This window comes from uncultured Croceicoccus sp., assembly GCF_947496385.1.
GTDB lineage: Bacteria > Pseudomonadota > Alphaproteobacteria > Sphingomonadales > Sphingomonadaceae > Croceicoccus.
This window is the reverse complement of sequence record NZ_CANMCP010000002.1, coordinates 17439-29605: the sequence shown is the minus strand read 5'-3', so window position 1 is coordinate 29605 and position 12167 is coordinate 17439. Positions and strand designations below refer to the sequence as shown.

General features: G+C 65.9%; 12 protein-coding genes and 1 tRNA gene. 9 read left to right on the top strand and 4 right to left on the bottom strand.

What is annotated here, in order from left to right; translation table 11 throughout:
- The first annotated feature begins 109 nt into the window (after positions 1–109).
- Positions 110–727 (top strand): LuxR C-terminal-related transcriptional regulator, encoded by a 618-nt coding sequence (locus Q0897_RS03835; RefSeq protein WP_299307646.1) that lies wholly within the window; start codon positions 110–112, stop codon positions 725–727.
- Positions 728–838: 111 nt separating this feature from the next.
- On the top strand, positions 839–1348 hold the full coding sequence (locus tag Q0897_RS03830) for a GNAT family N-acetyltransferase (protein WP_299307644.1): 510 nt from the start codon (positions 839–841) through the stop codon (positions 1346–1348).
- On the opposite strand, the gene Q0897_RS03825 is transcribed toward Q0897_RS03830, so the two are convergent.
- On the bottom strand, positions 1345–1917 hold the full coding sequence (locus Q0897_RS03825) for a TMEM165/GDT1 family protein (RefSeq protein ID WP_202085367.1): 573 nt from the start codon (positions 1915–1917) through the stop codon (positions 1345–1347). The two genes, Q0897_RS03830 and Q0897_RS03825, sit on opposite strands and share 4 nt — an antisense overlap.
- A gap of 54 nt (positions 1918–1971) precedes the next feature.
- On the bottom strand, positions 1972–2661 hold the full coding sequence (locus Q0897_RS03820) for an extensin family protein (RefSeq protein ID WP_299307641.1): 690 nt from the start codon (positions 2659–2661) through the stop codon (positions 1972–1974).
- A 176-nt stretch (positions 2662–2837) separates the two neighbouring features.
- Between Q0897_RS03820 and Q0897_RS03815 the strand changes: the two genes are divergently transcribed.
- The 3 genes from Q0897_RS03815 (at position 2838) to Q0897_RS03805 (ending at position 6896) form a co-directional block, all read left to right on the top strand.
- Positions 2838–3959, top strand: coding sequence for a phosphoserine transaminase (locus tag Q0897_RS03815; RefSeq protein WP_299307640.1), 1122 nt, complete (start codon positions 2838–2840; stop codon positions 3957–3959).
- Between the two features lie 105 nt (positions 3960–4064).
- Positions 4065–5648, top strand: a complete 1584-nt coding sequence (gene serA, locus Q0897_RS03810) for a phosphoglycerate dehydrogenase (protein ID WP_299307639.1) — start codon at positions 4065–4067, stop codon at positions 5646–5648.
- Positions 5649–5750: 102 nt separating this feature from the next.
- A complete protein-coding gene (locus Q0897_RS03805; protein ID WP_299308147.1) occupies positions 5751–6896 on the top strand; it encodes an ATP phosphoribosyltransferase regulatory subunit in 1146 nt (381 codons plus the stop codon).
- Between the two features lie 4 nt (positions 6897–6900).
- On the opposite strand, the gene Q0897_RS03800 is transcribed toward Q0897_RS03805, so the two are convergent.
- Positions 6901–7728, bottom strand: a complete 828-nt coding sequence (locus tag Q0897_RS03800) for an aldo/keto reductase (protein ID WP_299307638.1) — start codon at positions 7726–7728, stop codon at positions 6901–6903.
- A 93-nt stretch (positions 7729–7821) separates the two neighbouring features.
- Positions 7822–8754, bottom strand: a complete 933-nt coding sequence (locus Q0897_RS03795; RefSeq protein WP_299307637.1) for an alpha/beta hydrolase — start codon at positions 8752–8754, stop codon at positions 7822–7824.
- A 121-nt stretch (positions 8755–8875) separates the two neighbouring features.
- Between Q0897_RS03795 and Q0897_RS03790 the strand changes: the two genes are divergently transcribed.
- The 4 genes from Q0897_RS03790 to Q0897_RS03775 all read left to right on the top strand — a co-directional run bounded on the left by Q0897_RS03790 (position 8876) and on the right by Q0897_RS03775 (position 12133).
- On the top strand, positions 8876–10165 hold the full coding sequence (locus tag Q0897_RS03790) for an adenylosuccinate synthase (RefSeq protein WP_202085361.1): 1290 nt from the start codon (positions 8876–8878) through the stop codon (positions 10163–10165).
- 22 nt (positions 10166–10187) lie between these two features.
- Positions 10188–10922 carry a class I SAM-dependent methyltransferase gene (locus Q0897_RS03785; protein ID WP_299307636.1) on the top strand — a complete coding sequence of 245 codons (735 nt, stop codon included), beginning with the start codon at positions 10188–10190 and terminating at the stop codon, positions 10920–10922.
- Positions 10923–11419: 497 nt separating this feature from the next.
- Complete coding sequence (locus Q0897_RS03780; RefSeq protein WP_299307635.1) at positions 11420–11959, top strand: winged helix DNA-binding protein; 540 nt, start codon at positions 11420–11422, stop codon at positions 11957–11959.
- Between the two features lie 83 nt (positions 11960–12042).
- Positions 12043–12133 (top strand) — tRNA-Ser (locus Q0897_RS03775).
- Positions 12134–12167: the final 34 nt, after the last annotated feature.

Here is a 12167-nt window from a genome sequence, read left to right as displayed (position 1 = left end):
TGATGATTTGTCCGATTTTCGCCGGGCGCGTGGTTAACCGTTTCCAATAGGTCCATACCGGATTTAACCGTAATGGCCGTGGTCCGAACCCCGGTGCATCATCCGGGACATGGAACAGCGAACAACAATCCACATCGTCGACGCCGACCCCCGCAACCGCGCCGCTTTTTCCCGGGTTGTCTTCAACCTCAGGCATCATGCGGAAGTGTATGCCGATGTCGGCGAATTGTGCCAGCACATGCCGGAGAAGGGCATCATCCTCGCGCAGGACGACCCCGAAAACGGCGGCATCGACGGGCTGATACAGGCGATGTCCGACAATGGCGGATGGCTCCCGATCATCGCCATGGCATCCGATCCGGGGCTTGAGCGTGTTGTCGCCGCGATGCGGGCCGGGGCGCTCGACTATCTCTCTCAACCGGCGGATGACAGCGCATTGCAGGCCGCGATCACCCGGGTTTCCGCAGAGGCCGCGAATCAAGCCGAATATCGCCGCCGCGCGATCGAGGCGCGGCTCCGCATCTCGATCCTGTCCAACCGGGAGCGGGAGGTTCTCGACCGGCTGACGCAGGGGCGCAGCAACAAGGACATCGCCCGGGATCTTTCCATCAGCCCGCGCACCGTCGAGATCCATCGCGGCAACATGATGGACAAGCTCGGCGCGCGGCACGCGGCAGAAGCGGTGCGGCTCAAGCTCGAGGCGTCGCTCGGCGACTGGATGCACTAACGGTTCAACAACACGCAGCGAAGGGGCCGGGCGGGTCGGATGGGTAGCGCATCCGGCCCGCCAAGGTCATTCCGCTTGTCATAGGGCGCAGGCTGCGCGAAAATTATCCGCATGGAACCCATAGTCACCGAACGTCTGTTGCTGCGCCCGGCGCGGATGGAGGATTATCCCGCCCATCGCGCGATGGAACTCGCCCCCGATTTCGGGCTCGGCCCGACGACCGAGCATGAAAGCTGGCACCGGTTTCAGCGTATGGCGGGCAACTGGGCCTTGCAGGGTTACGGCATGTTCATGGCATTCGACCGCCAGACGCAGGAGTTTCTCGGCAATGTCGGGCTGAGCGATTTCAGGCGCGGCATCGAGTGCATCGACGGCTATCCCGAAGCTGCGTGGGTGTTTACCGCGGCGGCGCACGGGCACGGTTTCGCAACCGAGGGCGCGATTGCCGCGCATGGCTGGCTCGATGCGCATGTCTCGCCGCGCCGGACGGTCTGCATCATATCGCCCGACAATGCGCGCAGCCTGCGTGTCGCGGACAAGCTCGGGTATCGTTCCTTTGGCGAGGGGATCCATCTCGGCGATACGGTCGTGCTGCTCGAACGCGTTGCGACGGGGGGTTAGGGGAGCCAGCCTGCCGTCTGCGCGAGAAGCCAGATCCCGATGGCGAGGAACAGCGCGGCCGCGATGGTGCGCACGACCTTCAGCGATACCCGCCGGACCAGCGCGTCGCCCAGCCAGATCGCCGGCAGATTGGCGATCATCATGCCGAGGGTCGTGCCCGCAGTCACCCACCCGGTCGCCGCGAATTGCGCACCCAGCGCGATGGTCGCGATCTGCGTCTTGTCGCCCATTTCGACGAGGAAAAACGCGATCAACGTCGTCACGAACGCCCCGCCGCGCGAACGCGGTTCGTCATCCTCGTCGAATGTGTCGGGGATGAGCGTCCAGAGGCCCATCGCCACGAAACCCGCCGCCACGCCATAGCGAAACCACTCGCTGTCGAGCCACGCCGCGGCCGTCGCACCCAGCAGCGCCGCGAGGAAATGATTGGCGATCGTGGCGAGAAATATGCCCGCCGCAATGGCGAAAGGCCGCCGGAACCGGGTGGCGAGCACGATCGCGAGCAGCATCGTCTTGTCGCCGATCTCGGCCAGGGCGACCACCAGTGTCGATGTGAGGAAAGCGTCCATTCTATGCTCCGGGAGCGGGAAATCGGGAGGATGCGGCGATCACGCGAGCAAGGCCTAGCGGCAGAAACCGCCGCCGCCCGGCTCGACGTGAAAATGATTGCGATGCGCCGCGTTATAGTCCGGGCCGAGCGTCGTGCCGAACCGTTTGCATGCGCTTTGATGCACGGCGCGCAGAAATTCGCGTTCTGCGCGCGAACCGTTCCACCCGTCGAGCACGGTCACACGCCGCCCATCGGCGAGCACGAAGGCGGATATGTCGATCGCCTGCGCGTTGGAGTGGGCAGAACGTCGCCCGGTCCCCGCGACATTGCGACAGGAATAGCTTCCGAAAGTCTCGATCTTCATCACCGGGCTACCCATGATCTGCTCCGCCGCGCGATTGACGCCATAGCGGGCCCATCCGGCGAAACTGTCGGCAAGCGGGCAGTACACCCGGTCGAGATTCGACAGCGACATGCGCGAATCATCGCTCGGCAGGCTTTGGAGATAGACCGCATTGGTGCTGTCGCAGCCCTTGCCCGCGAACAAATCCTGCGCCGGGGTGAAGGCGACGCCAGCCTCGCCGAGCAAGGCACGACATTGGCGCACGGCCGCATCGCCCAGCGCGCCGGTGCCCGTGCCGGGCCCACGCGTATCGCGCGACGGCGCGGGCGCATCGCCGACGCAGGCGGACAGCAAAAGCGCCATGGCGACGCTGATGCGCGGCAGGCGGCGGAACTGCATTGGCGGGACCCGGTTCGACATATGTGCTCCCTATAACAACCGCTCCGCGACGCCAATGCGCCATTCGCCGCATGATCGGCGAACGATAATTTCACACAGGCGCGCCCCGCCGCTTGACTTGGCCGGCGCACGCTGTAGTGCCGCCGACGGGCCACGCGGTCCCAACGCCGCGCGAGCTCTCTGAAAGGAGAGAATACATGACCGATACCAAGCCGACGCTCCCGCAGCGTCCCTTTTTCTCATCCGGCCCGTGCGCAAAGCCGCCGGTGTGGGATGCCTCCAAACTCGACAGCGAATCGCTCGGCCGTTCGCACCGCTCGAAGATCGGCAAGGCGCGTCTCGCGTATTGCATCGACCTGATGCGCGAGGTGCTGAACCTGCCCGACACGCATCGCATCGGCATCGTGCCGGGCTCCGATACCGGCGCCTACGAAATGGCAATGTGGACGATGCTGGGTGCGCGGCCCGTGACGACGCTGGCGTGGGAAAGCTTTGGCGAAGGCTGGGTCACCGATGCGGTCAAGCAGCTGAAAATCGACCCGACCGTGATGCGCGCCGATTATGGCGAAATTCCCGACCTGTCCGCGGTGGACTGGTCGCATGACGTGCTGTTCACCTGGAACGGGACGACCTCGGGCGTGCGCGTGCCGGGCGCCGACTGGATCCCCGACGACCGCGAAGGTCTGAGCTTTGCCGACGCGACCAGCGCCGTTTTCGCGCAGGACATCGACTGGAGCAAGGTGGATGTCGCGACCTTCAGCTGGCAGAAGGCGATGGGCGGCGAGGGTGCGCATGGCGTGCTGATCCTCGGCCCGCGCGCGGTCGAGCGGCTGGAAAGCTACACGCCCGCATGGCCGCTGCCCAAAGTGTTCCGCATGACCAAGGGCGGCAAGCTGATCGAGGGCATTTTCAAGGGCGAGACGATCAACACGCCCTCGATGCTCGCGGTCGAGGATGCGATCTTTTCGCTCGAATGGGCGAAATCCATCGGCGGCGCCGCCGAGATGAAGCGCCGCGCCGATGCCAATGCCGCCGCGCTCGACACCATTGTGCAGGACCGCGCATGGCTCGGGCACCTGGTGGCCGATCCGGCGATCAGGTCCAACACCTCGGTCTGTCTCACGGTCGAGGGCGCGGACGCGACTTTCATCAAATCCTTCGCCAAATTGCTGGAGGATGAGGGCGCGGCCTATGATGTCGCCGGGTATCGCGATGCACCGCCGGGCCTGCGCATCTGGTGCGGGGCGACGGTCGACACCGCCGATATCGAGGCGCTCGGCCCCTGGCTCGATTATGCCTGGAACGCGCTGAAGGCGTAATTCTCTTGCGGTGCGGCGACCACAAGCCGCACCCTTTTTCCCTGATATTCTCGCCGGTTATCGCCGCGCCGACGCGCACCCGGCACAGACACGAGGACCATTCCCATGGCCAAGCCCAAAGTCCTGATTTCCGACAAGATGGATCCCAACGCCGCCCGCATTTTCGAGGAGCGCGGCTGTGACGTCGATGTCATCACCGGTCAGACGCCCGACGAATTGAAGGCGATCATCGGCCAGTATGACGGCCTCGCCATCCGTTCCTCCACGAAGGTCACGCCCGAAATCCTCGAGGCGGCGACCAATCTCAAGGTTATCGGCCGCGCCGGGATCGGTGTCGACAATGTCGATATTCCCGCCGCTTCGGCCAAGGGCGTCGTGGTGATGAACACCCCGTTCGGCAATTCGATCACGACCGCCGAACATGCCATCGCGATGATGATGGCGCTCGCCCGCCAGATTCCGGAGGCGAACGAGTCCACGCAGGCCGGCAAGTGGGAAAAGAACCGCTTCATGGGCGTCGAGGTCACGGGCAAGACGCTGGGCTTGATCGGGGCGGGCAATATCGGCGCCATCGTCGCCAGCCGCGCGCTCGGTCTCAAGATGAAGATCGTCGCCTATGATCCGTTCCTGACCGCGGAACGCGCGATCGACATGGGCGTGGAGAAGGTTGACCTCGACGAACTGCTCAAGCGTGCGGATTTCATCACGCTGCACACGCCGCTGACCGACGAGACGCGCAATATCCTTTCCGCCGAAGCTCTCGCCAAGACGAAGAAGGGCGTGCGCATCGTCAATTGCGCGCGCGGCGGGCTCATCGACGAGGCCGCGTTGAAGGCTGCGCTGGAATCGGGCCATGTCGCGGGCGCCGCGCTCGACGTGTTCGAGGAGGAGCCGGCGAAGGAAAACCCGCTGTTCGGCACGGCCAATTTCAACTGCACCCCGCATCTGGGCGCCAGCACGACCGAGGCGCAGGTCAATGTCGCGCTCCAGGTCGCCGAACAGCTCAGCGATTATCTCGTCAATGGCGGGGTGACGAACGCGCTCAACATGCCGTCGCTTTCGGCGGAGGAAGCGCCGCGGCTGCGCCCCTACATGGCGCTCGCCGAAAAGCTGGGCAGCCTCATCGGGCAGCTGGCGCACGACAACCTCACCAAGATCAGCATCGAGGTCGAGGGCGCCGCCGCGCAGCTCAACCAGAAGCCGATCACGGGCGCGGTGCTTGCCGGCTTCATGAAGCGGTTTTCGCAGAGCGTGAACATGGTCAACGCGCCGTTCCTGGCGAAGGAGCGCGGGCTGGAGGTGCGCGAAATCCGCAACGAGCGCGAGGGCGTGTATCAGACGCTCGTGCGCGTGACGGTGGACACCTCGGCAGGCGACCGTTCGGTGGCCGGCACGCTCTTCGGCAAGGCGGAGCCACGGCTCGTCGATATTTTCGGTGTCGGGATCGAGGCCGATCTCGATGGAAACATGATGTATATCGTCAATGACGATCAGCCCGGTTTCATCGGGCGCATCGGCACGCTGCTTGGCGAAAACGGCATCAATATCGGCACGTTCCACCTCGGCCGGCGTGCCGCGGGCGGCGAGGCTGTCCTGCTGCTTTCGGTCGACAATCCGGTGCCCGAAGATGTGCTGAACGCCGCGTGCCAGCTGACCGGCGTGCGCGTTGTGCGGGCGCTCACGTTCTGAACCCATGCGCGGATGGGCCGGGCGGGAGCGGCTTGCCTCTCCCCCCGGCGCCATCTAGGGGCGCGGGGACGAAGGGAAATGACGATGACCGCCGCCACCGACATGCCACAGGGCGCCAGCCTGCCGGACGCCGATCTCTTGCCCGCCGATCTTCTGCCCGAAGGTCTGGCCGACCGGCTGCCCCCCCATGCCGCGAGCGCGGTGCAGATTACCCGCGCGGTCACAGATACCATGGTCGCCCACGGCTATGCCATGGTGCAGCCGCCCCTGGTCGAGTTCGAGCGCAGCCTCGCCTCCCGCATGGCGGGGACGGGGACGCGGCGCATGGTCCGCTATACCGACCCGGTTTCGCTGCGCACGCTGGCGCTGCGTTCGGACATGACGGTGCAGGTGGGGCGCATCGCCTCGACCGGGCTGCGCGATGCGGCGCGTCCGCTGCGCTTGTGCTATGCGGGTCAGGTGCTCGCCATTCGTGGTGACGGGCTCGAACCCGAACGCGAACGGCTTCAGATTGGCGCAGAAATCGTCGGCACCGATACGGTCGCCGCGGCTTGCGAGAGCGTGAGCCTCGCCATTGCCGCGCTGCGGGCCGCGGGCGCGCAGGACATATCGGTGGATTTCACCCTGCCCGATCTGGTCGAGACCCTGTCGGCCGGTTCGCTGCCGCTCGCGCCGGAACAGGTCGCCGCCGTCCGCCGCGAACTCGATGCGAAGGATGCGGGCGGGCTCAAGACGCTGGGCGCGGATGCTTATCTGCCGCTGCTCTATGCGACGGGCGCATTCGACACCGCGATCGAGAAGCTGGCCGCGATCGACGCGGGCGGGGCGCTCGCGACGCGGATTGCGGGGCTGCGCCGGATTGCCGACCATGTCGGCGGGCGCGCCGCGCTCACGCTCGACCCGTCGGAACGCCACGGTTTCGAATATCAAAGCTGGTTCGGGTTCACGATCTATGCCGACGGGCTGCGCGGCGCGCTGGGCCGGGGCGGCACCTATCGCATTGGCGGCGAGGGCGGCCATGACGAGGCCGCGACGGGTTTCTCGCTCTACACCGATCCGCTGATACAGCTTTGCGCGCGGACGCAGGGCGCCGACCGCCTCTTCCTGCCCGAAGGCTATGATCCCGACATCGCGGACCGCCTGCGCGCGATTGGCTGGCAGACGGTCGCGCAATTGTCGGATGCGGACGACCCCGCCGCGCTGGGCTGTACCCATGTGCTGCGCGGGCGGGAACCGGTCCGGCTCTGATCGATCAGCCGCAGAAGGTCTTGGGGTCCGGCCCCTTGCGACCATCGGCACTGTCGAGCGCGTCGATCCGCGCCATGTGATCGCGATTCAGGAACACCTGCATCGCGCCGCGATTGGCCGCCATGTGTTCGCGCGAGGACGCCTTGGGAATGGGTGAACAGCCGCTCTGCATGTGCCAGCGCAGGACGACGGCGCCCGGATCTGCGTCGAGTTCCTTGGCGATGTCCTGAATGACGGGGTTGCTCATCGCCTCGCCGGAGCCGAGCGGATACCAGCTTTGCGTGATGATATTGTGCTCCTTGTGGAAGGCGCGCAATTCCTTCTGCTGAAACGTGGGGTGAAGCTCGACCTGGTTGACCGCGGGAACGACGCCGCTTTCGTCGATCAGCGTCTGCAGATGATCGGCATTGAAATTGGACACGCCGATCGATTTGACGCGGCCATCCTCGCGCAGTTCGGTCATGGCCTTCCACGTCTCGACGAACTTGCCCTTGTCCGGGCAGGGCCAGTGCATGAGGAGCAGGTCGACCTCGTCGCGGCCGAGCCTTGCGAGCGACTGGTGAAAGGCGGCCTTCGTCTCGTCGTAACCCTGATCGTCGTTCCAGATCTTGGTGGTGAGGAACAATCCGTGCTTGCCCGAGAGCGCCTTGCCGACGCCTTGCTCGTTGCCGTAGATGGATGCGGTGTCGATCAGGCGGAAGCCTTCCTCGAGCGCCATGGCGACGATGTCGGTCGCATCGTCATTCTCGATCTTGTACGTGCCGAAGCCGAGTTGCGGCATTTCGCGGCCATCGTTGAGGTGGAGCGTGGGAAAAGCAGTAGGGGCGTTCATAGATCTCCTTAATTGCGCGCGAACGGGTGATGCTCCGTTCCGGCAAGAATTATCGGGTGGTACCCATGAAAGCTGGGCAATCCGCGCCGGATTTCAACCACCCATCACCTGCGCGAGCCATTCGTCGACGATTCGCGTGGCGGGATAATCGCTCCGCCCGAGCCTGTTGTTGATCTCGTTATGGGCTTTCATCCCGCGCCCTTCGAAGGCAGCGACCTCGGCCGGCGTGCCCGCCTTTTTCAGCGCATCGGCGAAGATCCGGGCCTGTGCGGCGGAGTCGCGCTCGACATGGAGCATGAGCATGGCGCCGGCGTTCGGGCTGTCGACATGGGCGGTCGGGGACATCGCGCCCTGCATCGCCGCATTGCCGGAAAAGGCGAGTTCGTAGGCAAAGCCGAGCAGCGGCCCGGCGGCCCTGATCTGCTGCCCGACATCGAGCGCGGCGGCATCGATCAGCACCGCACCCGCGATGTCGGTAGGCGCCATCCCGCCGGCGCGCAGATATTGCGGATCCGTCGCCACCAGCGCGGCAAGATGCCCGCCCGCGCTATGCCCCATGAGCACGACGCGGCGCGGATCGATATGCAGGGTTTCGGCGCGATCGCGCAGCATGGCGACCGCGTCGGCGACGTCCTGCGCCTGATCCTGGATGTCGACATCGGGCAGCAGGCGATAGTTGATCGTCGCGAAATTATAGCCCGCCTGCGTGTAATGGCGGATCTTGGCCGTGCCGGTCGAATCGGCTTTGTCCCCCGACACCCATGCCCCGCCATGGACGAACACGATGAGCGGACGCGGCGCCGTGCCCGACCCGGCGCCGGGGAAGAAATCGAGCGTCTGTAATGCATCGCTCCCATAGCGGATCGAGGAAGGGGCCGGCATGGCCGTGGCGGTACGCGTCCCCGCCTCCGCCGCCGGAACGCCCCCCGGCGCTGCGTCCTGTGCAAGGGCGGGAGGCACGGGCGCAGCCGACAGGGCGGCGGCGCACGCCATCGCGGCGAAGGGGCGAAATACACTCAAATCCATAAAAATCCCGTCTCAATGCGTATCGGCCGGGCAAATGGCGGCTGTGTGCCCTTGCCCCGGTGGCGAAGGCACCCTAATGCCGCGCGGGCTTTACCAAAGCTGAAAGCAAGGGCGAAAAATCTTGGCAAACGTAACGGTGATCGGCGCCCAGTGGGGCGATGAGGGCAAGGGCAAGATCGTGGACTGGCTCGCCAGCCGGGCCGACGCCGTGGTGCGGTTTCAGGGTGGGCACAATGCCGGCCACACGCTCGTCGTGGGGGACGTGACCTATAAATTGTCGCTGCTGCCGTCGGGCATCGTGACGGGCACGCTGTCGATCATCGGCAATGGCGTGGTGCTCGACCCTTGGGCGCTCAAGGCCGAGATCGAGAAGCTCACCGCGCAGGGCGTGACGATCGACGCGGAAAACTTCGCCATCGCCGACAATTGCGCGCTGATCCTGCCGCTGCACCGCGATCTCGACGGTCTGCGCGAAAACGCGGCGGGCACGGGCAAGATCGGCACGACCGGGCGCGGCATCGGCCCGGCGTATGAGGACAAGGTCGGCCGCCGCGCGATCCGCGTGTGCGACCTTGCGCATCTCGACGCGCTCGGCCCGCAGCTCGACCGGCTGTGTGCGCATCACGACGCGCTGCGCCACGGTTTCGGGCAGGATCCGGTCGACCGGGAAAGCCTGCTTGCCGAATTGCGCGAGATTGCCGATTACGTCCTCCAATTCGCGCAGCCGGTGTGGAAGCGGCTGAAGAAAGTGCGCAAGGCCGGCGCCCGCATCCTGTTCGAAGGGGCGCAGGGCGTGCTGCTCGACGTCGATCACGGCACCTATCCCTTCGTCACCAGCTCCAACACGGTGAGCGGTACCGCGGCCGCGGGGTCGGGTCTCGGTCCCAACAGCACCGGCTTCGTGCTGGGCATCGTGAAGGCCTATACCACCCGTGTCGGTTCCGGTCCGTTCCCCACCGAACTGTCCGACGAGATCGGTCAGCGTCTGGGCGAACGCGGCCATGAATTCGGGACGGTGACCGGGCGGCAGCGGCGTTGCGGCTGGTTCGATGCGGTTCTGGTGCGCCAGTCGTGCAGCATTTCGGGCGTGACCGGCATCGCGCTGACCAAGCTCGACGTGCTCGACGGGTTCGATGTCGTGCGCATCTGCACGGGCTATCGGCTCGATGGGCGGATCCTCGATTACCTGCCCGCCCATGCCGCCGATCAGGCCCGCGTGGAGCCGATCTACGAAGAGATGGAAGGCTGGAAGGGGACGACCGCCGGTGCGCGCAGCTGGGCCGATCTCCCGGCGCAGGCGATTAAGTATATTCAGCGCGTGCAGGAATTGATCGAGACGCCGGTGGCGCTCGTCTCCACCAGCCCGGAACGCGAGGATACGATCCTGGTGCGCGACCCGTTCGTGGATTGACCGCGCAACGCCGGCCCGGACGATGACGTCGCGCGAGACGACAGGATATCTGCCGCAGGGCGAGGCGGGGCTGCACCGAAGCTGGCGGGAAAAGGCGCTCGTCGCGGGGTGGGCGGTGGTGCAATGGCCGTGGTTGTTGCGCAGCCTTTCGGGCGGGCGCCGGCGCGACAAGGCCGCGCTGCTCGACCGGCTCGACCTGCCGCATGATGCGCTCCCTAACCTGGGGAGCTGGAAGGCGGATACGTTCTTCCTCACGCGGATTGCGGATGCGATCGCGGCGGATCGCCCCGCCTGCGTGGTGGAACTGGGCGCGGGGGCGTCCTCGCTCATCGCGGCGCGTGCGTTGCAATTGCATGGCGGCGGCACGCTGACCAGCTTCGACCAGAACGCCGCATTCGTCGCCGCGACCGCGCGATGGCTGACGGAAAACGGGCTGAACGCCGATATACGGCATGCCCCGCTCGCATCGCAGGACGGCAAATGGGCGTCGTGCTGGTACGATCTCGACCATGTGCCCGACACCATCGACCTGCTCATCATCGACGGTCCGCCCTGGACCCTGAACCCGTTCGTGCGTGGCGCGGCGGAACGCTTGTTCGACCGGTTGAGCAAGGGCGGGAGGGTGTTGCTCGACGATGCGGCGCGGCCCGGCGAACGGGTCGTGGCGCGGCGGTGGCGCAAGCGTTGGCCGGACATCGAATTCGTCCTGCATCGCGGCGGCACGAAGGGGATGCTCGAAGGGCGGCGCAAGGTTTAACGCGAAAATCGCTTGACCGGGAAGCTTCGTATTTTCAGTATCTTCGCCTGTCGGGGCATCCTCCCGGCGCCAAGGGGTCGCTACAATGGGGCAGAACGCAGCGCCTTTCCAATATGCATTCGGTGAAAACCGCGACGCTGCGTCGGCATCGCCGCCGGGGTCGAGCGCGTCGATATTCGCGGACCGGTCGCAGGTGCGGGGCCTGCTTTCCGACCTGGCGGACGATGCCGGCATGCGCGTGCGGCATTGCGCCGACATCGCCCCCTTGCGGGACGAGGCATTGCCGGCGCTTGGCGACATCCTGATCATCGATGCGCCGATCGTCGACGATACGTTGGCCGCCGTGCTGGGGCGGCTGGGCGAACGGGCGGCGCGCGGGGGCGAGGCGTTCATACTCTCGACCAGCGCGGATGCGATCGACACCGTTTACGGCATGGCCGAATGGGGCGATGCGCAGATCCTGATCAATCCGTCCGCTGCGCGCGCCGGGGCAGAGCGTGGGCGACATCGCGTCGGAAGATCGCGCCGCGCTGATGCGGCTCACCGAACAGGTCAGCATGCTGGCCCGCCGGATCGAGGCGCGCGGAGACGAGCGTTTCACGTCCGAAAACCTGGCGAAGGAGCCGGACACGGGCTTCATATCGCTGACCCCCCGGCACGAACGGGCGACCGCCGCGCGCGACAATGGCAGCCTGCCGCCCGCGGCGTTGATCCGCGAAATCATCCGTCAGCGCCAATTGCGCGCGAAGTTCTTCGATGCCGAGCTGTTCGCGGACCCGGCCTGGGACATCCTGCTCGACCTGACCGCGGCGCAGGCGGAGCGCACGCAAGTCTCCGTCAGCAGCCTCTGCATTGCCGCGAACGTGCCGCCGACGACCGCGCTGCGCTGGATCAGCCAGATGACCGAGGCCGGCCTGCTCAAGCGCGTGCAGGACAGGGCCGACCGCCGCCGCGCCTTTATCGCGCTGAGCGACAAATCCGTCGCTGCGATGAGCGGGTATTTCGCCGCCTTGCGGGGCAGTTCGGCGGTCATCTGATCGGGGCGCGGGTATAATCGCCATGCCTCTTGCGTCGCCGAATGGGAGCGGCTAGGGCACGGCTCGCTCATGCAAGAGCGCGCGGAGCGGTGGCCGAGTGGTCGAAGGCGCACGCCTGGAAAGTGTGTATACGGTAACCCCGTATCGTGGGTTCGAATCCCACCCGCTCCGCCATTTAGTCCAGGCCCTATCTCCCACAGCAGAGAAA

What these genes read in the sequence shown, in the direction of transcription:
- Q0897_RS03835 (WP_299307646.1), top strand. Translation starts at nt 110, where the DNA reads ATGGAACAGCGAACAACAATCCACATCGTCGACGCCGACCCCCGCAAC.
- Q0897_RS03830 (WP_299307644.1), top strand. Translation starts at nt 839, where the DNA reads ATGGAACCCATAGTCACCGAACGTCTGTTGCTGCGCCCGGCGCGGATG.
- Q0897_RS03825 (WP_202085367.1), bottom strand. Translation starts at nt 1,917, where the DNA reads ATGGACGCTTTCCTCACATCGACACTGGTGGTCGCCCTGGCCGAGATC.
- Q0897_RS03820 (WP_299307641.1), bottom strand. Translation starts at nt 2,661, where the DNA reads ATGTCGAACCGGGTCCCGCCAATGCAGTTCCGCCGCCTGCCGCGCATC.
- Q0897_RS03815 (WP_299307640.1), top strand. Translation starts at nt 2,838, where the DNA reads ATGACCGATACCAAGCCGACGCTCCCGCAGCGTCCCTTTTTCTCATCC.
- serA (WP_299307639.1), top strand. Translation starts at nt 4,065, where the DNA reads ATGGCCAAGCCCAAAGTCCTGATTTCCGACAAGATGGATCCCAACGCC.
- Q0897_RS03805 (WP_299308147.1), top strand. Translation starts at nt 5,751, where the DNA reads ATGCCACAGGGCGCCAGCCTGCCGGACGCCGATCTCTTGCCCGCCGAT.
- Q0897_RS03800 (WP_299307638.1), bottom strand. Translation starts at nt 7,728, where the DNA reads ATGAACGCCCCTACTGCTTTTCCCACGCTCCACCTCAACGATGGCCGC.
- Q0897_RS03795 (WP_299307637.1), bottom strand. Translation starts at nt 8,754, where the DNA reads ATGGATTTGAGTGTATTTCGCCCCTTCGCCGCGATGGCGTGCGCCGCC.
- Q0897_RS03785 (WP_299307636.1), top strand. Translation starts at nt 10,188, where the DNA reads ATGACGTCGCGCGAGACGACAGGATATCTGCCGCAGGGCGAGGCGGGG.